This window comes from Pseudomonas sp. NPDC089996 (assembly GCF_044748405.1).
Taxonomy (GTDB): domain Bacteria; phylum Pseudomonadota; class Gammaproteobacteria; order Pseudomonadales; family Pseudomonadaceae; genus Aquipseudomonas.
The window spans coordinates 332,268-352,661 of the sequence record NZ_JBIVGA010000006.1 but is presented as its reverse complement, the minus strand read 5'-3'; the positions used below and the strand labels follow the sequence as shown (position 1 = coordinate 352,661).

Below are 20,394 nucleotides of genomic sequence, written 5' to 3'. Positions count from 1 at the left end.
CCCACACGTACAGCATCTGCCTCAAGCACGGCGCTGTACCTGTAGGAGCTGGCTTGCCTGCGATGGGCTGCGAAGCAGCCCCGGCAATCTCAATCCTCTTCGCGCCTGTATGCCCATTGATACAAGGCCGGCAACACCAGCAAGGTCAGCGCCGTCGAAGACAGAATCCCGCCAATCACCACCGTCGCCAGCGGCCGCTGCACCTCGGCCCCGGTCCCTGTGGCCAGGGCCATCGGAATGAACCCCAACGACGCCACCAATGCAGTCATCAGCACCGGCCGCAGGCGCGTCAACGCGCCCTCCTCGACCGCCGCACGCAAACTGCGCCCTTCTTCACGCAGGTTACGGATAAAGGCAATCATCACCAGGCCATTGAGCACCGCCACGCCCGACAAGGCAATAAAGCCCACCCCTGCTGAAATCGACAGCGGGATATCCCGCAGCCACAGCGCCAGCACCCCGCCGGTCAAGGCAAATGGAATCCCGGTGAACACCAGCAGGCCATCCCTGAGATTGTTGAACATCATCAGCAGTAATGCCATCACCAGCAGCAGCGCCACCGGCACCACCACCCGCAGGCGTTCGCCCGCCGACTGCAATTGCTCGAACTGGCCGCCCCAACGGGTCCAGTAGCCCGGCGGGATCTGCACCTGCTCACGCAGCGTCTGCGCGGCCTGCTCGACGAACGAGCCCAGGTCGCGCCCACGCACGTTGGCGCTGACCACCACCACGCGCTTGCCATCCTCGCGGCTGACCTGGTTAGGCCCCAGCTGCAGGTTCAACGTGGCCACCTGCGACAGCGGGATGAAGCCGATCTGTGCGGTACCGGCTGCGGCGCTGGCGGGTACCGGAATCAGCAGGCTACCCAGGCCATCGACATCTGTACGCAGGGTTTCCGGCAGCCGCACCACCATGTCGAAACGGCGATCGCCTTCATACAACGTGCCCGCCGTGCGCCCACCGACTGCAATGGCAATGGCGTCCTGCACGTCCCCCACATTCAGGCCGTGGCGCGCGGCCTTGTCGCGGTCGATGTCGATGGTCAGCACCGGCAGGCCGGTGGTCTGCTCGACCTTCACTTCCGAAGCGCCTGGCACTTGCTGCAAGCGGCTGGCGATCTGCGCAGCGGTACGGTTGAGCACGTCCATGTCATCCCCGAACACCTTCACCGCCACATCGCTGCGCACGCCGGAAATCAGCTCGTTGAAGCGCAGCTGGATCGGCTGCGACAGCTCGTGGTTACTGCCCGGCACGCTGGCGGCTGCGCGCTGCACCTCGGCAATCAGCACCTCGCGTGGCTTGCCCGGATCACCCCACTGCGCCTGCGGGCGCAGCATCACATAGGCATCGGAGATGTTCGGCGGCATCGGGTCGGAAGCGATCTCGGCGGTGCCGGTACGGGCGAAGACCCGCTCCACTTCCGGCACCTGGGCGATGATCGCCCGCTCCAGGCGCTGCTGCATGTCCACCGACTGCGACAGGCTGGTGCCTGGCACGCGCAGCGCCTGCAAGGCGAAGTCGCCTTCGCTGAGGCTGGGGATGAACTCGCTGCCCATGCGGCTGGCCATGACTCCGGACAGCAGCACCAGCCCGGCGGCGGCAGTGAACGCCAGCCTGCGCCGCCCCAGCACCCACCCGAGCACCGGGGCATAGCGCTGGCGAGCGGTGCGCATGATCACACCTTCTTCTTCCTTGACCTTGCCGGTGACGAACAGCGCGATGGCCGCAGGCACGAACGTCACCGAAAGGATCATGGCACCCAGCAGTGCCATCACCACGGTGAACGCCATCGGATGGAACATCTTGCCTTCGACCCCTGTCAGGGCAAAGATCGGCAGGTACACCACCATGATGATCAACTGCCCGTAGATCAGCGGCCGACGCGCCTCGCGGGCGGCAGCGAACACTTCGTGGAAGCGTTCGGCACGGGTCAGCATGCGGCCGTGACGCTGCTGGGCATGGGCCAGGCGGCGGATGGCGTTTTCGACGATCACCACCGCGCCATCGACGATGATGCCGAAGTCCAGGGCGCCGAGGCTCATCAGGTTGGCACTGACCTTGTTGCTGAACATCCCGGTGAAGGTAAACAGCATCGACAGCGGGATGACCATGGCCGTGATCAGTGCGGCGCGTATGTTGCCGAGGAACAGGAACAGCACGGCAATCACCAGGATGGCGCCTTCGACCAGGTTCTTCTTCACCGTGGCAATGGCTTTTTCCACCAGGTGGGTGCGGTCGTAGACCGTCACCGCGACCACGCCTCTGGGCAGGTTGCGGTTGATCTCGGCAAGCTTGGCCGCCACCGCCTGGGACACCGTCCGGCTGTTTTCACCGATCAGCATGAACACCGTGCCCAGCACCACTTCGCGGCCGTTCTCGGTGGCCGCGCCGGAGCGCAGCTCTTCGCCCAGGCCAACCTGGGCGACATGGCTGACGCGGATCGGCGTGCCATCGACGCTGGAGATGACGATGTTGGCAATGTCCTCGGCCGAGGCCACCTGCCCCGGCGCGCGGATCAGCAACTGTTCGCCATTGCGCTCGATGTAGCCGGCACCGACGTTGCCATTGTTGCGCTCCAGCGCCGCGACCAGGTCGTTGAGGGTGAGCTTGTAGGCCGCCAGGCGCTTGGGCTCGGGCGCAATCAGGTACTGCTTGGCATGGCCGCCGATGCTGTTGACCTCGGCGACGCCGGGCACGTTGCGCAGTTGCGGTTTGATGATCCAGTCCTGGATCACCCGCAGGTCGGTCAGCGTGTAGGGCGTACCGTCATCCTTGAGTGCGCCCGGCTCGGCCTCCACGGTCCACAGGAAGATTTCCCCCAACCCCGTGGAAATCGGGCCCATGCTGGCCTCGATGCCTTCGGGCAACTGCTCGCGGGCCACCTGCAGGCGCTCGTTGACCAGCTGACGGGCGAAGAAGACATCGGTGCCATCGTCGAAGATTACCGTGACCTGGGACAGGCCCGAGCGCGACAGCGAGCGGGTCTGCTTGAGGCCCGGCAGGCCGGCCATGGCCGTCTCGATGGCGAAGGTGATGCGCTGCTCGGTCTCCAGCGGCGAATAACCGGGCGCGGCCGTGTTGATCTGCACCTGGACGTTGGTGATATCAGGCACAGCATCGATCGGCAGCTTCTGATAGCTGTGAATACCCACGGCAGCCATCAGCAGCACGGCAAGCATCACCACCAGGCGCTGCTCGATGGCGAATTGGATCAGGCGTTCGAACATGCAAGCGTCCCCGCGATCAATGGCTGTGCTCGGCAGAAGCCTTGCCGAGCTCGGACTTGAGGACGAAGCTGCCAGCGGCAGCCACCTGGGTGCCGGCTGCCAGGCCTGCGGTGATCTCCACCTGGCCAGCCTCACGGCGGCCGGTCTTCACCGGGCGGGCCTCGAAACCTTCGTCGGTGCGGGCGAACACCACGGTCTGCTGCTCCCAGTTCTGCAAGGCGCTCTCGGGCACGACCACGGCGGCATTGAAGCGCTCGACATCGACCGCAACGTTGACGAACAGTCCGGGGCGCCAGGCACCGTCGGGGTTGGCCAGGGTGGCGCGGACTGTGGCGGCGCGGTTCTGTTCCCCGAGCAGGCTGCCGACGTAATTGACCTTGCCCTGGACTTCGGCGCCAAGGTCCGGCGCGCTGACGGTCACGCTGCGCCCCGTGGTGACCCGGGCCAGGTCGCGCGGTGCGACTGCGAAGGTGGCCCAGACCCGGCTCAGGTCGGACAGGGTAAAGGCATTGCTGGTTTCGTCGACCACTTCGCCCACGGTGAGGTGCTTTTCCACCACCACAGCATCGAAGGGGGCACGCAGCTCATAGCGGTTTCCGGCACCGGCGGGGCCCACTGCGGCCACCTTTTGTCGGGCATTGGCCAGTGCGATCTCGGCCTCTTGCAAGGCCTGGCGTGCCTGCAGGTAGTCCTGCTCGGCGCTGATGCGCTCCTGCCACAGCTGCTGCTCGCGCTGGAGGGTCAGGCGCGCCAGTTCGAGGCGGCGCTGGGCGGCCTGCTGCTCGCTGCGCAGGTCGGAGATCTGCTGGCTGGCGATCACTGCCAGCACCTGGCCGCGCTTGACCGCCTGGCCGAGCTCGGCCTGCACCGCTTCGACTACCCCCGGTACCCGTGGCACCACATGGGCCGTGCGATCTTCGTCGAAGCGGATTTCGCCGGGGAAGCTGATGGCGGTGCCGAGCTCGCGAGGGGCGGCGGCCGCCAGCTGAATGCCAGCCGACTCGATCTGAGCGGTCGACAGGTGCAGTGCGCCTTCCTTTTCCTCGTGCTGTTCGTCGCCATCGTTGCCGTGGCCGTGGCCATCGTCGCCATGCGCGTCATGGCCGGCCTCGCCGTTGCTGGCCTGGCCAAGGTTGCCGGTCCAGGCCAGGCCACCCACGCCGAGAACGGCAAGGGCAGCGACCAGGAGAGCGAGTTTGCGGGGGTTAGTCATTGTTGCTCCTGCTGTTCGGTTTTGTGCTCAGGCCCTCAAGGTCGCCGTAGATCCGCTCGACCTGCGCTCGTGCATCGGTTGCCGCTGCCAGCGCCTCGAGGTACAGCCCGCGCGCGTCGATCAGCGTGCGCTGGGCATCGAGCACGTCGAGGAAGGCGAACTTGCCCATTTCGAAGCCACGGGTTGCGGTGTCCACGGCCTGCTGCGCCGACGGCAGGATGGTGCGGTCGTAGGCCTGCACCTCCTGCATCGCTGTTCGCCACTGATCGATGGCGCTGCGGGTTTCGCTGCGCAGGCGCAGTTCGACCGCATTGCGCAGGTCGCGGGCCTGGTCGGCACGGCGTGCGGCGGCCAGTACGTTGCCCTGATTGCGGTCGAACAATGGCAAGGGCATTGACAGGCCGACCACATTGACCCGTTCGCGCGCTTCGCGGCTGTACTGGCTGCCGACGCTAACGGTGAGGTTGGGAATGCGCAGGGCCTTTTCCGAGCCCAACGACGCTTCGCCGCGCTCGACCTGGGCGGCTGCCAGGCGCCATTCGGCGGTCTGTTCGACCTGGTCGAGCAAGGTGTCGGCTGAAGGGGCCTGGCCGGGTGACAGGTGCTCTGCCTGCAGCAGGTCGAAGGTCGCCAGCGGGCTGCCGGTCAAGCGTGCCAGCGTCTGATAGGCCACCGTGCGTTGGGTTTCGGCGCGACGTTCCTCGGCCTGGGCCTGGGCCAGCTGCACCTGCGCGCGGGTGGCTTCCACCGGCGATGACTGGCCCGCGCCGACCCGCCCCTGCACCACCCGCAAGCCGCGTTCGGTCAGCGCCCGCGACTGCTGCGCCAGTTCCACCGCAGTCTGCGCACGCAGGGCCGCGTGATAGGCCTGGACCACATCGGCACGCAGGCCGTTGCGCTGGCGCTCGAGGTCCAGCTGGGCAATGGCCTGACCGGCGCCGGCCACCGCGATCCGCGCACCGCGCTTGCCGCCCAGCTCCAGTGGCTGGCTGAGGGTCACGGTGCTGGTGCTGGTGTCGCGGCGGGTGTCTTCCATTTCCCAGGCCAGTTCCGGGTTGGGGATCAACCCGGCCTGGCGCCGCTCGCCTTCGGCGATGCCGATTTCGCGAGCGGCTGCGGCCAGTTCGGGGTTGCTGGCAAAGGCGGCGCTCAGCGCCTCGGGCAGGCTCATGCCCTGCCCGGCCTGGGCGCTGGCGGTGGCTGCCAGCAACAGGCTGAGCAAGGCGATCTTGCGGGGGGTAGGCAATTCGGGCGTCCTCGTCGGCGAGCGTTGGCGAGGAACTGTAGGGACAGGCGGTTATCAGGGCGGTGGCGTGAACATTACAATTCTGTCATCCGCCTGCGGCGACAAATCAGTCCGGTAATCGCCCACTTTGCCCCCCTGCGACACCTGAGCCAATTGACGCAATTAACCACCCAGTACAAACATAGAGGTATTCAACAACAACAAAGCGATGCCCGTCATGAAGCCCCTCATTCTTGTGCTCAACGGTCCCAATCTGAACATGCTGGGCACCCGCGAGCCCTCCCAGTATGGTCATGAAACCCTCGCCGACCTGGCCCAGGGTTGCGCCGACACGGCCCACGCCCAAGGCCTGGAAATCGAATTCCGCCAGACCAACCACGAAGGCGAACTGATCGACTGGGTCCACGCCGCCCGCGGTCGCTGCGCCGGTATCGTGATCAACCCCGGTGCCTGGACACACACCTCGGTCGCCATTCGCGACGCCCTGGTGGCCAGCGAACTGCCGGTCATCGAAGTGCACCTGTCCAACGTGCACAAGCGCGAGCCGTTCCGCCACCTGTCGTTCATCTCGTCGATTGCCGTCGGCGTGATCTGCGGCCTGGGCAGCCACGGCTACCGCATGGCCCTGAGCCACTTTGCCGAAATGCTCCGGGAGCCGCGCGCATGAGCCAGCCAGCCATCCTTGCCGGCCTGATCGGCCGTGGCATCCAGCTGTCGCGCACCCCTGCCCTGCACGAGCACGAGGGCGACGCCCAGCAGCTGCGCTACCTCTACCGCCTGATCGACGCCGACCAGTTGCAGCTCGAAGACAGCGCCCTGGCGCAGCTGCTCGATGCCGCCCAGCACACCGGTTTTACCGGGCTCAATATCACCTACCCGTTCAAGCAGGCGATCCTGCCGCTGCTCGATGAGCTGTCGGACGAGGCACGGGGGATTGGCGCCGTGAACACCGTGGTGCTCAAGGACGGCAAGCGGGTGGGCCACAACACCGACTGCCTGGGTTTTGCCGAAGGCCTGCGCCGTGGCCTGCCGGACGTGCCGCGCCGGCGCGTGGTGCAGATGGGCGCTGGCGGCGCCGGCTCGGCGGTGGCACATGCGCTACTGAGCGAAGGGGTCGAGCAACTGGTGCTGTTCGAAGTGGATGCGGCGCGCGCCCAGGCGCTGGTCGACAACCTCAATGGCCATTTCGGTGTCGGCCGGGCACTGCTGGGAACGGACCTTGCTGGGGAAGTGGCCGAGGCGGATGGCCTGGTCAATACCACGCCGGTCGGCATGGCCAAACTGCCCGGTACGCCACTGCCGGTGACGTATCTGCACCCACGCTTGTGGGTGGCTGAGATCATCTATTTCCCGTTGCAGACCGAACTGCTCAAAGCAGCACGGGAACTGGGTTGCCGCACGCTGGATGGCAGCAACATGGCGGTGTTCCAGGCGGTGAAGGCGTTCGAGCTGTTCAGTGGCAGGCAGGCGGATGCCGAGCGGATGCAGGCGCATTTCGCAAGCTTCTCCTGATAGACCGCACCGCCTTCTTCGCGGGTAAACCCGCTCCCACAGGAGCACCACAGCCCTCGTGTCTGTGAAGGGCCTGTGGGAGCGGGTCTACCCGCGAAGAAGGCAACACCGATCTACCCTTTCTCATCCAGCAACGCCTGTATGACTTTCTCCTGTCCGGCATAGTCGCCCTCACCAAAGTGCACATGCCGCACCTGGCCCTGGCGATCGACAAAGTAATGCGCCGGCCAGAACTGATTGCCCCAGGCATTCCACACCTGGTGATCATTATCCACCGCCACCGGGTAGCTGATGCCCAGGCTGGCCACCTTGCTCTTCAACTGCCCCACGTCATTTTCGTAGTCATACTCCGGCGTGTGCACGCCCACCACCACCAATCCCTGGTCGGCATAGCGCCGCGCCCAGTCGTTGACATGCGGCAGGCTGCGCTGGCAATTGATGCAGTCCCAGGTCCAGAAGTCCACCAGCACCACTTTGCCCTTAAGCGCCTGACTGTCCAGCGGCGCCGAGTTGAGCCATTGGCTGGCCCCGGACAACGCCGGCATGGCGCCGTAGCTGTCGCGGGCCATCAATTGCCCACCCGCCAGGCCCAGGCCAGCCAGCGCCAAGGCCACGCCCCCCACTTTCAGCAGCAGCCGGCGATCAATTGTCATGGCAACCGCTCGTGGCGTAGGTGCGATACTCGACGCTCTCATGCTGGCCTTTGGAGTTGATGTAATCCATACGCGTGTTGACCGGGCCACAGGCACTGCTCTGGTCATCCTTCACCGACAGCACCCGCTTCACATCCAGCTGGTCACCGTAACGGTACTGCATGACGCTGGCGTCGTTCATCGAGGTGGAGCTGGCGTTGGCAGCAACGGCACCGAAGCTGAGCACGGCGAACAGGCTGGCGCTGGCGATAGTCTTGAAGTTCATGGCATCTCTCCTTGGCAACACTTTCGGGATGGGGATCTATGCTCCCCGGTCGAGAGCCATTTCAGCCTTGCCAGGTATCCCGCATGTGTCACCTCGGCCTGTGATCTGCTTCCTCCTGTATCTGTACACAGTGCAGATACACTGCAATACAAAACCCCACAGGCAAGCAGCAACGCGCTCGGTACACTGCCCCCACTCCCCTTGAACAGGAACGCCGCGAATGGAACATGTCGATCACATTCTGATCGTCGACGACGACCGTGAGATCCGCGAACTGGTCGGCAACTACCTGAAGAAGAACGGCCTGCGCACCAGCATCGTCGCCGACGGCCGGCAGATGCGCGCCTTCCTCGAAGCCAACAGCGTCGACCTGATCGTCCTCGACATCATGATGCCCGGCGACGACGGCCTGCTGCTGTGCCGCGAACTGCGTGCCGGCAAGCACCGCAACACACCGGTATTGATGCTGACGGCGCGCAACGACGAGACCGACCGCATCATCGGCCTGGAAATGGGCGCCGACGACTACCTGACCAAGCCGTTCTCTGCCCGCGAACTGCTGGCCCGCATCAATGCCGTACTGCGCCGCACACGCATGCTGCCGCCGAACCTGACCATCAGCGAAAGCAGCCGGCTGCTCGCCTTCGGCCAGTGGCGCCTGGACACCACTGCCCGCCACCTGCTCGACAACGAAGGCACTCTGGTGGCCCTGAGCGGCGCCGAATACCGCCTGCTGCGGGTGTTCCTCGACCACCCGCAGCGGGTCCTGAGCCGCGAGCAGCTGCTGAACCTGACCCAGGGCCGCGAAGCGGACATCTTCGACCGCTCCATCGACCTGCTGGTCAGCCGCCTGCGCCAGCGCCTGGGCGATGACGCCCGCGAACCCAGCTGCATCAAGACCGTGCGCAGTGAGGGCTATGTGTTCTCGCTGGCCGTGCAACTGATCGAGTCACCGTCATGAAGTGGCCCCACACCCTCGCCTCGCGCCTGGCGCTGATTTTCTTCACAGGGCTGGTGCTGGCCTACGGTCTGTCGTTCAGCCTGCAAGCGTACGAACGCTACATCAGCAGCCGCTCGATGATGCTCAGCAACCTGGAGCTGGACGTCGCCACCTCGGTCGCCATCCTCGACCGCCTGCCCGCTGCCGAGCGCGCCGCCTGGCTGCCGCGCCTGGAGCGGCGCACCTACCGTTACCGGCTGGACGCAGGCCTGGTCGGTAAAGCGATGCCGAGCGACGACCCGCCCATGGCCGCCGAATCGATCGTCAAGGCCATTGGCAGCCAGTACCGCCTGACCTTTCTGGAGATTCCCGGCCCGAATGCGCACTTCCAGACTCACCTGCGCCTGGCCGATGGTGCACCGCTGACCATCGATGTCACGCCGGCTCCCGTGCCGGTGGCGCGCTGGCTTCCACTGGTATTGCTGATCCAGCTGGCCGTGTTGCTGTTGTGCACCTGGCTGGCCGTGCGCCTGGCCATCGGGCCGCTGACCCGGCTGGCCCAGGCGGTGGATGACCTCGACCCGGACAAGCCCGGCGTGCTGCTGGATGAAAGCGGCCCGCGCGAGGTGAAGTATGCCGCCGTGGCGTTCAATGCCTTGCAGGCACGCATCGCCGCCTACCTGAAAGAGCGCATGCAATTGCTGGCAGCCATTTCCCACGACCTGCAAACCCCGATCACACGCATGAAACTGCGGGTCGAAGTAATGGACGACGGCGTCGAGAAGGACAAGCTCTGGCATGACCTGGACGCCATGGAACACCTGGTTCGCGAAGGCGTGGCGTATGCCCGCAGCATGGACATCAACACCGAGGTGCCCTGCCGTATCAACCTCGACGCCTTCCTCGACAGCGTGGTGTTCGACTATCAGGACAGCGGCGCCCAGGTGGAGCGGCACGGCATTACCGGCAGTCTGCTGGAAACACGCCCGCATGCATTGCGCCGGGTACTGGTCAACCTGGTTGACAATGCCCTGAAATTTGCCGGCAAGGCCCAGCTGGAGGTCAGCCGCGAGCACGGCAGAACCCTGATCCGCATACTGGATGACGGGCCGGGCATCCCCCCCGAAGAACTGGACGAAGTGCTCAAGCCGTTCTACCGCGTCGAAAGCTCGCGCAACCGCAGTACCGGCGGCACTGGCCTGGGCCTGGCCATCGCTCATCAGCTGATCCAGGCCATGGGCGGCCGGCTGACCCTGAGCAACCGCAACAGTGGCGGGCTGTGTGTGCAGATCGAGCTGAATGCCTGAATGCCCGGCGCAGGCCTGAAGGGCCTGCGCTACACAGTGATACACAATGACCTGATCGCCGACACACTGCAGATACCCCACCCCAGCACACTCCCGGTCACACAACGACACCTCGGGAGACCCACCGATGAAAGCCCTCACCGTGCCCTCCGGCTGGAAGCTGTTCGCCACCCTCGCCGGCCTGACCCTGCTGATGACCGCATTGGTCCTGGCCGCCCAGCCACTCGGTTCGGACGGCCTGCGCAGCGCCATCCGTGCCACGGCACGCAGTTCCTTTGCCCTGTTCGTGCTGACGTTCCTGGCCTCGTCCCTGGTGGCCTTCCTGCCAGGGCCCGGCAGCCGACGCGTCCTCCGTGAACGGCGCTACCTGGGCCTGGCCTTTGCTTTCTCGCACACCGTGCACGGCCTGCTGATCTACCGCTACGCCCAGCAGTTCCCCGAACTGTTCTGGGCGGGGCGCACCGCTACTTCCAGCTTGCCGGGCAGCATTGGCTACCTGTTCCTCCTGCTGCTCACCCTGACTTCGTTCAAGGCCCCGATGCGCCTGCTTGGCAGCCGCGCCTGGAAGGCCTTGCACAGCACCGGCATGTGGGTCCTGGCAGCAGTGTTCTGCCTGTCGTTCTACAAGCGCATCCCCATGGGGGGCTGGTATCCGCTGGCCTTCGCCGTGATGTTCGCTGCCGTTGCCCTGAAGCTGACCGCCAAGCTGGCCAGCTACCAGCGCCGCGTCACGACAGCACCTTCCACCTCTTCACTTTCCTGAATCGAGATGACCGACATGACTACATTGACCCGTTCCCTGCACACGTTCGACCGTTTCGGCAGCTGGAGCGCCGACCTGCCCTTGCGGCTTTTCCTGGCCTGGGAATTCTTCGAGTCAGGGCTGGAGAAGTTCAACGGCAGCAACTGGTTCGCGGATATCCAGGCAAACTTCCCGTTTCCCTTCGACCTGTTGCCTGCGCAGCTGAATTGGCAGCTGTCGATGTGGGCAGAATTGCTCCTGCCACTGCTGCTGTTACTGGGCCTGGGCACGCGCCTGGCAGCGGCCGGGTTGATGGTGGTGACCGTGGTGGCGATTGCCGCAGTGCACTGGCCCGCGCACTGGTCCAGCCTTGCGGAACTGGCTCAGGGCTACGCCATCACCGACCAGGGCTACGGCAACTTCAAGCTGCCGCTGATCTACCTGGTGGCGCTGTTGCCCTTGCTGCTCAAAGGCGCCGGGCGCCTGAGCCTGGATCACTGGCTCAAGGCCCGGCTGCTGCGCTGATCAGTCTTCCAGGGGCTTGGGCGGGGCAGCAGGCTTGGCGGGTTTGGCCGGTTTGCTGTCCTTGGCCTTGGGTTCAGGTACAGCCGCCACAGGTTCTGGCGCAGTCGCTGCTTTTTCACTGGCAGGCAGCTCATCGACGGCTTTAAAGATCGCCTGCGTGTCCATCTTCTCCCCCGACTCATCATCCTTGAGCACGTGGCGCTCACCATCCATGCCGACCAGTATCACCTTGGTACCCTTGCTGGCGCCCAGCTTGAGTTCGCGGATCAAGGCCATGGTGGTCTGCTGCTCGAGGTTCTTGTCTTCTCGCTTGCCCATCATCTGGGCGACGCTGTACAGCACCAGCTTGCGCTCCTTGAACTTCGCCTGGGTGGCCGGGTCCTTGAGCGCATCGTTCAGGCCGCGCAAGGTCGGGTCGGCGCTGCTGGGCGCTATGATTACCAAGGGCCTGGCCTTGCCTACTTCCTTGGCCAGCGGCGCATCGCTGTCGGCAGCGAACAGTGGACCGGCTACAGCGAGCAAGGTGGCAAGGGTCAGTGACCGGACGAGCATGCGTATCTCCTTATTCTCTCGATAGAACCAAAGACTACGGATCAGGGAGAAAGATCCGGCCTGCGAGCCTAAACCAGCCGGGCAGGCTCGCGCTTGAGCCAAAGGTAACAGCCGGTTTCCGGGGCAAACCCAGAAACATCCTACAGCCAAAGCTACTTGTTTCCGTGCTGTGAGCATAGTCCAAGACCTTGGCGGCAGCGCCTGCCTTAATGGCCCTGGGGCGGATCCAACGGCTCCAGATGGTCACCCATGGCCTGACGTGTGAGCCTCAGCAGCAATGCCCGCCGTGCCACCTCGCGCTCGACCTGCACATGCTTCATCTCTTCTAGATAACGCCCTTCGGGCATGCCCTCGACGGCATTCATCAACGCCTCGACCCGGGAATGGAAGGCGCTATCAAGCGACTCGAAGCGAGCCGCATTGGCCTGCAGCAGGTGCTCGCACCAGAAGTCACGGCCGACCAGGGCCTGGCTGAGGCGCTCAGGCGTCTCGTGAGCCAGCACGTCGTCTCGTGCCTCGTCGATACGCGCCTGATCCAGCCCGGCAACCTCGGCAAACAACATGTCGCTGGGTTGGGCAGGCAAGGCCAGCGGTACCCGCAGGCCAACCCGGTACGCCAGCACCACCTCGATCTGGTCCGGGTCGGCCCCTTCAGCTCGTCGGGCTTCATAGTCGCGTTGGGCGATCCGGTCGACTTCATCCAGACGCCACAACTGACGAGCAAGACGCATGAATGCCGCCTGCTCTCCCCCGATTGCGGCGTCGACCCGCGCACGCCAAACCAGCATGCGCAACTCCAGGCCGCTGAATGCCAGCGAGGCGCTGTCCTGGCAAGTCACCGGCAGGCTGGCCTGAGCGAACAGCTCCTGGCGCAGGGTATCGTGCTCGCACATTGCCCTGAGCATGGTGAAAACCCGGGTGGCCAAGGCCTGACCACGCTGCTGATATTCAGCGGTTTGCAAGAGGCGGCCGAGCAGACTGATGAAATCCTGGCAGCCTTCGTGGATCTCGATCTCGTCCCACATCGACGACTGATCGGTACGTTCGAGGCTGTCCGCAGCGTCCAGCCAACGCTGACGGACGCCGCTCGAGTCGCTGGGCTGCTCTTCGTCGACAATCCAGCCATGCTCCTGCATGAACGCGCGCAACCTTGCCGTATTGGCGTCATCCAGCGGGTTGCCGTCCAGGCGTATGTTACGGCTGACCCAGGCCGGAGCCCGATAGAAGTCACCCGGTAGGCTGGCGATGCGGTTATCCCGAAGATCGGCCAGCACCAACTGGAAGTTGGCCAGCACCCCCCTGGGCAGCGATTCCAGACCGGTGGCACGCAGGTGCAGACGCCGCAGCCGTGACAGGCCTTGCACCGACAAAGCGCGCCCCAGTGGATTGAAAGACAGATTCAAGTATTGAAGGTGCGTACACCGTGCCAATTGGCGGGCTTGCGCATCATCGAGCACGATCTGGTTGCCGAACAGGTCCATTTCCCGCAGCAGGCTGAGGTGCCCAAGGCCAGACGGCAACCGGGCCAGGCGATTACCGGCAAGTTCCAGGATGCGTACGGCCGGGAAGGCATGCAAGAACCCGTTCGGCACATCGCTGATGCCCACGGCCACCATCGAAAGCTCGCGCACATGGGCGAAACTCACGCTCTCGGGAAGGTCCGGCAAGCTGGACAAGGCAAGATCGCGGATGGTCAGCCGATAGGCAATCGGCAGCCCACCGCGGACCCTGGGCGAAATGCGCTGCCAGCAATCAAGCAAGCCCTCGGCTAAGCTGCGCCTGTCAACCCGTTCCTGGCGCGACCCGGCCAATGCACACCAGTTGTTCAGGTTGCTGTGCAACGCTGCCAGCTGCGCCTGAAGGCGCGATACCTCGTCCTCGACCTGCCGCCCTATCTGGCGAACCTGTGCCAGCCAGGCTTCGATCTGCGCCTCATCGAAGCTTGGGTAAACCGAGCGAACCATGGCGTAAAGTGCCTGAGCCCGTCCATGCCCGCGGCCACTGAGCGGATAGCCCAGACGCCCGCCATCGAGGCGCTGTGGCAGCCGGAACCAACCCTGTGCAGGGGCTTGGCCCAGCAGATGACCCAGCTGCGACCTGCGCGCCCCTGCCAGGGTGGCCAACCGCACTCGCAGGTTGGCCGCGAAAGGCTGGCCCACATCCATGATGCCCCGCTGCGCCTCGTCATAGGCGAAGGCCATGACCTCGAACAGTTCGCCAGGCCCCGCCAACAAGTGCCCCTGCGCGTCAAACAACTGGAACTGCCCATCAGCATGCACGAGGTCGACGACCTTGCCGGCCTCTTGCGTCCCGGCCTGCGCAAGCAGCGGCCCTTGCCTCGAGCCCTCGAACAGGCGCCAGCTCGCCCCTTGCGACGCACCCGGCAAGCCTTCGCTCAAGCCCAGAGCAAGCCGCGCCAGGTCGGCAGTCTGCGGGGCGTCCAGGTATAGACCTTCGAGCGCCCTGACCAGGCGAATCTGGCCAACCCTGGCACGGGCGGCCAAGGCCAGGCGCAGCGGTACGCGCTGTTGTGCGTCCAGGGCGGTGCGTTCGGCAAGCGTGGCATCATGCAACAGCGCGCGTGCCGCCAACTCGTGCAAACCCGGAAACTGCCGACGCAGCAACAACGAGGCCGGGGTCGGTTCCGGCTGTGCGGCTTCGTACAGCCCTTGGAACAGCGCCCGCCGGCGCAGCGTCGCCAGTTCGGCGAGCCCGGCGTCATCCAGGGTCGAACCTGCCGCCATGTCCAGCAGCTTCATCAGCGCTTCGCGATCGCCGGTGTTGCGCCCCTCGCGCAGCCCTTCGCTCAGCACCTGCAGGCGACGGTCGATGGCAAAGCGCGTCACACTGTCGAGCAACTGGGCATCGGGGGCTTGCCCATAAACATGCAACGCACGCAACTGGCTGGCGTCCAGGTCGTGGGTGAGCATCGCCGAGTCAATCTGCTGGTCGTCGAGTTGGCCGAAAACACCCCCCAGGCGCCGGAACAGCCGTGGCGTGCTCGCCCACTGCGCCGGCTGCTCGCTCCACAGCCGCCAGGCACCCGCGCCGTTATGGCAGAGCCTGGGACCGTAACCGGAGCGCGCGCGCAGGTACCAATGGCCATCGTCCGTGTGTTGTTCGACCGAGTAATGATGCCCCTCCATCTCGACCCAGGCATGGTCCCCATGACGATAAATGCCCGCCTCGTCACGCACCGCCTGCACCCCAGGCGCGGCGCTACGATACGGCGCGGGGTCGTCGTGCCACAGGCATTGCCTGCCATCGCCGAGCCGTGCCGGCACCAAACTGTCGACCCACTTCGAACGCGCCCAGAGCGTGCGTACGCCTTGAACGCCCGCCGCAGTGGCGGCTACCAAGGCGACATCGGTGGCGACATTGACCAGTTGCTCGAGCGCCTCGGCACTGTCCCCCTCGTGCCAAGCCTCGATACCGTGGAACACTTCGCCCAGGATCTGCCAGGCGGTCAGCGCCAGCATTCCCAGGCCCAGCGCCGGCACGAACAGCCCAGCCAGGGTCAGTAACGTCCAGCCTTCGGCGGTCAGCCGCTGCGCGTGGGCCTGGCGTACCTCATGATCGACGGCCGCGGTGGCCATCGCGATCATGCCGGCATCGTCCTTGATTTGCCTGACCCTGGCCTGCGCCAGTGCATCGAACAGCGGCGTCGGGCAGGTGTGCAGGCGTTCTTCGAGGTCAGCGTTGGCCAGGTCCGAAAGCCCGTCGTAGCATGCCGCGACGGCGCTGAAGAACGCCTGGCTGTCGCGACGGCGAACGAACCGCGCGAAAAAGCGCTGGTAGGCTGGCGTGCGTAACCGCTTGCCCAAGGCGTTGGCGAAACGGCGCAGGTCGGCGAACGCCTGCCACGGTGCGTACGGGTCGCCCGGGATGTGCACCAGCACCCGGCTGCTGGAGGTGTACACGGGGCTGTAGGTTTCGTCGCGAACATCGAGCACGAGTATCTGCTGCATCTGGCAGCCCAACAGGTTCAAGTACTTGGCCTGCACCGGTCGCCCCTCCAGGGTGAGCGGCTGATGCAACCCGCAAAGGTTTACCAGCAACTGGTGCTCCACTTCGTTCAATGCCCCTTTGATCAAGCCGACATGGGCATCGGCGAGCATGCTGTAACGGTGAGCGCGAGCGAACAGCGAGAGCACCTGCAAACGCTGTTCACCGGTGCCGTTCTCGGTAGGCCCAGGCGGCTGCAAGCAGGCATCCAGATGCCTTTGGTACTGACCGCCAATGTCCAGTTCCCGGCAGATCGCGGCAAAGCGCGCGGCACTGGGCAGCTTGCGTGTAGGGTCATCCGGATCGATCAGGCGGTTGCCTGCCAGTTCCCCGTCACTGCTGGCCTCGAGTTGGGTGAAGTTGCCAAGCGCCGCCTCCAGCAAAGGAATCTGCCGGTAGACCGCCTCGGTGACTGGATAGCCGATTGGCTGGGACGTCACCACCGGTTCACGGTGCCCCCAGCGCAGTTGCAGGCGCGTGACGTCATGACCGGCACCGCAGGCCTGATCCATCGCCAGTTGTAATCTTGGCTGGGCGAATGCCTCCAGGCTGCTGATAGTGGCAAGCACCGCCTTGGCCCGCTGGGTGAAATACAGGCTCAGGCTCATGGCGTCGCCAAGCCAGCGCAGTTGCTGCAGACTGGCGCCATGCAGCCAGCTGGGCAAACGGTCGGCCAGCAGCCGGTCCTGCAAGGCCTGGTCCGCGGTTTCAGTGTGGCCGTCAGGGTTATCGTTAAAGCTGTGCATTGCCGCCTCTCCCGCCTATGAAAAACGGCAGGCTAGCGTCAGCGCTTCGGGCGGCTGTGGTGACCGCTTAACACCCGGTCAGAACAGTGGCAGTTGTTGGTCGATCAAGCTGGCAAAATCATCACCGACCATCGGCAGGATGCCGTCGGCCACGGGCTGCAACTGGCGGCTGAGGTAGTGCTCGTAGTCGATCGGCGCCTGCAGGTTCTCAAGGGGCTCCGGGCCGCAGGTGGTGATCAGGTAGCTGATCCAGCCGCCCCGCTGATACTGCCGTGGGCGGCCGATACGGCTGTTATAGTCGTCGGCGAGGCGCGCGGCACGCACGTGTGGCGGCACGTTGCGCTGGTAGTCGGCCAGCGGCCGGCGCAGGCGCTTGCGGTAGACCAGCAGCTCATCGAGCTCGCCCGCCAGGGTCTGGCGCACGTACTCGCGCAGGTAATCGCGATAGGGCTGGCCACGGAAGATCCGCCCGTACAGCTCCTGCTGAAAACGCCGGGCCAATGGCGACCAGTCGGTGCGCACCGACTCCAGGCCCTTGTAGACCACCTCCTCGCTGCCATCGGCGCGCTGCACCAGGCCGGCATAACGCTTCTTGCTGCCCTCGTCGGTCCCGCGGATGGTCGGCATCAGGAAACGCCGATAATGGACTTCGTACTGCAGCTCCATCGCGCATTTCAGGTTCAGAGTGATGCGCAGGTGCTCGCGCCACCAGTGGTTGACCTGCGCCACCAGCTCATGGCCAATCCGGGCAGCGTCCTCTTCGCCATGGGCGCCCTTGAGCCAGACGAAGGTCGAGTCGGTGTCGCCATAGATCACCTCGTAGCCCTGCGCCTCGATCAGTGCGCGGGTCTGGCGCATGATCTGATGGCCGCGCAGGGTGATCGACGAGGCCAGGCGCGGGTCGAAAAAACGGCAGCCACTGGAGCCAAGCACGCCGTAGAAGGCATTCATGATGATCTTCAGCGCTTGCGACAGCGGTGCGTTGCCCTCACGCTTGGCCGCCTCCCGGCCCTGCCATACGCGCTCGACGATGGCCGGCAGGCAATGCTCGGTGCGCGAAAAACGCCCGCCGCGAAAGCCTTCCACCGAATGCGCGTCATCGGGCAGCCGCAGGCCTTCGACCAGGCCCACCGGGTCGATCAGGAAGGTGCGGATGATCGACGGGTACAGGCTCTTGTAGTCCAGCACCAGTACCGAGTCGTACAGCCCCGGGCGTGAATCCATGACAAAGCCACCGGGGCTGGCCTCGTCGGGGCGGCTGCCGAGGCTGGGCGCGACAAAACCCAAGCGGTGCATGTGCGGGATATAGAGGTGGCAGAATGCAGCCACCGAGCCGCCACTGCGGTCCACCGCCAGGCCGGTGACCGACGAGCGCTCCAACAGGAAGTCGAGCAGCCGGGTGTGGGCAAAGATACGGGTGACCAGCTCGCAATCCTTGAGGTTGTAGCGGGCGAGCGCGGGTTTGTCTTCGGCGAAGCGACGGTTGATCTCGTCCATGCGCTGATAGGGCGTATCGATGGCCTTGCCTTCGCCGAGCAGGGTCTGGGCGACGTTCTCCAGACTGAACGATGGGAAGCTCCAGGTCGCCGAGCGCAGCGCCTCGATGCCATCGATCAGCAGCCGCCCCGGGGCATCGGCGAAAACATGGCCACCGCCGGCATGGCTGCGCAAGGTCATCGGTGCACCGTTGCGCCCCAGTGCCAGCGGCACTTGCAGCGCCTTGGCGTGTTCGTGCAGCAGGCGCAGGTCGAACTGGATCAGGTTCCAGCCGATGATCGCATCCGGGTCATGCTCGGCCATCCACTGGTTGAGGCAGGTCAGCAGCTCGGCGCGATCAGCGCAGTAGCGCAGGTCGAAATCCACACCAGCGCCATCGCCATTGGCCGGTCCGAGCATGTACACCTGACGCTGGCCGCAGCCTTCCAGGGCGATGCTGTACAGCTCACCGCGCTCGCTGGTCTCGATGTCCAGCGATGCCAGGCGCAACGTCGGGCGGTAGCCCGGCAACGGCTTTAGCTGGGCCTCGCAGTACACGCCCTGCTCGTCCAGCTGGCCACTGAATTGCACCGGCGCGGTGATGAAGCGCTCCATCAGGTAGCGCTCCGGCGGGCGGATATCGGCCTCGAAGACGTCGATACCGGCCGTGCGCAGGCGCTGTTCCATCTGCATCAGCTGACGGTGCTGGCGGGTATAGAGGCCAAGCATCGGGCGCTGGTCGAAGTCTTTCAGGCGCAGCGGCTTGAGTTGCACGCCTTGCTCCTTGGCCAGCAAGACCTGCGCGTGCTCGGCCTGGGCCTGGGGGATGAATGCCACTGACTTCTGGGGAGCCAGGCGCAACAACCGAGGCCCGGCGTCGGTCGCCAGCCAGAACTCCACGCAGGTGCCTTCGGACGTGTCGTACCAATGCCGGGTCAGGACAAAGCCTTCTTCAGCCATACAGGTAGTCGATGTCCTTGTAGCCCAATGGGGGGACCCGGCTGAGCAGGAAGTCACGCAGCTTGTGCATCTGCCGTGCCTTGGGGCTGCTCTTGAGCCAGGTCATGTAGTAGCCGTCGCCGGTCGACACTGCATGCTTGAACGGCGTCACCAGGCGCCCGGCCGTGAGGTCGGCGCTGGCCAGCACCAGGTCGACCACGGAAATGCCCAGGCCCTGTTGTGCTGCCGAGATGCCCTGGTCGAGGGTATCGAACACCTGCCCCTGGTCGATGCTGATGTCCAGGGCATCCATGCGCGCCAGCCAGCGCCGCCAGTCACGGCGGTCCGGCGACGGGTGGAGGAATTCACACTGGCGCAGGTCGGCCAGCTCCGGCTGTGCTGGCGCCATGTAGTCCGGGTGGCATACCGGAATCAACCATTCATCGAACAGCTTGACGCTCTCGACATCGGCCGGGAAGCGGCCGTTGGCCAGGAGAATGGCGCAATCGTAGGGCTCGGAGTAGAAGTCCACCGAGTCGATGTCCATCCACACGCTCGACAGCTGCACGCTGCAGTTGTCTTCAAGCTTCTTGAAGCCGTCCAGCGCCCTCAGCAACCAGCGCACGGTCAGCGTCGAGGGGGCTTTCAAGCGCAGGCCATAGCGGTCCTGGCGCAGCAGCGCGCAGGCGTTCTCGATGATCTTGAAACCGACCTTCAGCTCCTGGGCCAGCAGCCGCCCATGCTCGGTAAGGCTCAACTTGGGGCCGCGCCGCTCGAACAGGTCGCAGCCGAACATGGATTCGAGGGTCTTGATGTGATGGCTGACCGCGCCCTGGGTCAGCGCCAGTTCTTCGGCGGCGCGGGTGAACGAGCCGTAGCGCGAGGCCACCTCGAAGGCACGCAGGGCGTGCAAAGCTTGAATCCGTTCCGACATGGCGCCCCCAGAGCATGAGTAAGACTAATAGTAGGTCATAGTTCCACGCGTTTTACAACGTGAAGAGCGTCTCAGAAAATGCAGGTAAATAACAAAGATAAGTCAACAACCT

15 protein-coding genes are annotated in these 20,394 nt (G+C 65.0%); 6 read left to right on the top strand and 9 right to left on the bottom strand.

Annotated elements, in window-relative coordinates; all coding sequences use genetic code 11:
* Positions 1 to 89 precede the first annotated feature (89 nt).
* From ACIPW4_RS13525 to ACIPW4_RS13515, 3 genes are read right to left on the bottom strand one after another with little or no spacing between them, the layout of a single operon-like run.
* Positions 90 to 3,227, bottom strand: a complete 3,138-nt coding sequence (locus ACIPW4_RS13525) for a CusA/CzcA family heavy metal efflux RND transporter (protein ID WP_400658552.1) — start codon at positions 3,225 to 3,227, stop codon at positions 90 to 92.
* 16 nt (positions 3,228 to 3,243) lie between these two features.
* A complete protein-coding gene (locus ACIPW4_RS13520) occupies positions 3,244 to 4,440 on the bottom strand; it encodes an efflux RND transporter periplasmic adaptor subunit (protein WP_400658550.1) in 1,197 nt (398 codons plus the stop codon).
* Positions 4,433 to 5,686 carry a TolC family protein gene (locus tag ACIPW4_RS13515; RefSeq protein WP_400658548.1) on the bottom strand — a complete coding sequence of 418 codons (1,254 nt, stop codon included), beginning with the start codon at positions 5,684 to 5,686 and terminating at the stop codon, positions 4,433 to 4,435. Before ACIPW4_RS13515 ends, ACIPW4_RS13520 begins: the two co-directional genes overlap by 8 nt.
* Positions 5,687 to 5,903: 217 nt before the next feature.
* Between ACIPW4_RS13515 and aroQ the strand changes: the two genes are divergently transcribed.
* Entirely contained in the window at positions 5,904 to 6,353 is a 450-nt protein-coding gene (aroQ, locus tag ACIPW4_RS13510) for a type II 3-dehydroquinate dehydratase (protein WP_400658546.1), read from the top strand.
* Positions 6,350 to 7,198: a shikimate dehydrogenase gene (locus tag ACIPW4_RS13505; RefSeq protein ID WP_400658544.1), complete on the top strand. Its 849-nt coding sequence runs from the start codon at positions 6,350 to 6,352 to the stop codon at positions 7,196 to 7,198. The genes aroQ and ACIPW4_RS13505 overlap by 4 nt, the downstream gene beginning before the upstream one ends.
* Positions 7,199 to 7,311: 113 nt before the next feature.
* Here the strand turns inward: ACIPW4_RS13505 and ACIPW4_RS13500 are convergent, their stop codons facing one another.
* Both ACIPW4_RS13500 and ACIPW4_RS13495 read right to left on the bottom strand, forming a co-directional pair.
* Positions 7,312 to 7,851: a thioredoxin family protein gene (locus tag ACIPW4_RS13500; protein WP_400658542.1), complete on the bottom strand. Its 540-nt coding sequence runs from the start codon at positions 7,849 to 7,851 to the stop codon at positions 7,312 to 7,314.
* Positions 7,841 to 8,116: a DUF2790 domain-containing protein gene (locus tag ACIPW4_RS13495; RefSeq protein ID WP_400658540.1), complete on the bottom strand. Its 276-nt coding sequence runs from the start codon at positions 8,114 to 8,116 to the stop codon at positions 7,841 to 7,843. Before ACIPW4_RS13495 ends, ACIPW4_RS13500 begins: the two co-directional genes overlap by 11 nt.
* Positions 8,117 to 8,336: 220 nt before the next feature.
* Between ACIPW4_RS13495 and ACIPW4_RS13490 the strand changes: the two genes are divergently transcribed.
* From ACIPW4_RS13490 to ACIPW4_RS13475, 4 genes are all read left to right on the top strand, one after another.
* Entirely contained in the window at positions 8,337 to 9,077 is a 741-nt protein-coding gene (locus ACIPW4_RS13490; RefSeq protein ID WP_400658538.1) for a response regulator, read from the top strand.
* On the top strand, positions 9,074 to 10,363 hold the full coding sequence (locus ACIPW4_RS13485) for a sensor histidine kinase (protein WP_400658536.1): 1,290 nt from the start codon (positions 9,074 to 9,076) through the stop codon (positions 10,361 to 10,363). Before ACIPW4_RS13490 ends, ACIPW4_RS13485 begins: the two co-directional genes overlap by 4 nt.
* 127 nt (positions 10,364 to 10,490) lie before the next feature.
* Positions 10,491 to 11,126: a ferric reductase-like transmembrane domain-containing protein gene (locus ACIPW4_RS13480; RefSeq protein WP_400658534.1), complete on the top strand. Its 636-nt coding sequence runs from the start codon at positions 10,491 to 10,493 to the stop codon at positions 11,124 to 11,126.
* Positions 11,127 to 11,141: 15 nt separating this feature from the next.
* Positions 11,142 to 11,630: a DoxX family protein gene (locus ACIPW4_RS13475; protein ID WP_400658532.1), complete on the top strand. Its 489-nt coding sequence runs from the start codon at positions 11,142 to 11,144 to the stop codon at positions 11,628 to 11,630.
* Here the strand turns inward: ACIPW4_RS13475 and ACIPW4_RS13470 are convergent, their stop codons facing one another.
* From ACIPW4_RS13470 to ACIPW4_RS13455, 4 genes are all read right to left on the bottom strand, one after another.
* Complete coding sequence (locus ACIPW4_RS13470; protein WP_400658530.1) at positions 11,631 to 12,182, bottom strand: DUF4174 domain-containing protein; 552 nt, start codon at positions 12,180 to 12,182, stop codon at positions 11,631 to 11,633.
* A gap of 206 nt (positions 12,183 to 12,388) precedes the next feature.
* Positions 12,389 to 16,933: an NEL-type E3 ubiquitin ligase domain-containing protein gene (locus ACIPW4_RS13465; protein ID WP_400658528.1), complete on the bottom strand. Its 4,545-nt coding sequence runs from the start codon at positions 16,931 to 16,933 to the stop codon at positions 12,389 to 12,391.
* Positions 16,934 to 17,011: 78 nt separating this feature from the next.
* Positions 17,012 to 19,369 carry a DNA polymerase II gene (locus tag ACIPW4_RS13460; protein ID WP_400658526.1) on the bottom strand — a complete coding sequence of 786 codons (2,358 nt, stop codon included), beginning with the start codon at positions 19,367 to 19,369 and terminating at the stop codon, positions 17,012 to 17,014.
* Entirely contained in the window at positions 19,362 to 20,282 is a 921-nt protein-coding gene (locus tag ACIPW4_RS13455; protein WP_400658524.1) for a LysR substrate-binding domain-containing protein, read from the bottom strand. Before ACIPW4_RS13455 ends, ACIPW4_RS13460 begins: the two co-directional genes overlap by 8 nt.
* Positions 20,283 to 20,394 lie beyond the last annotated feature (112 nt).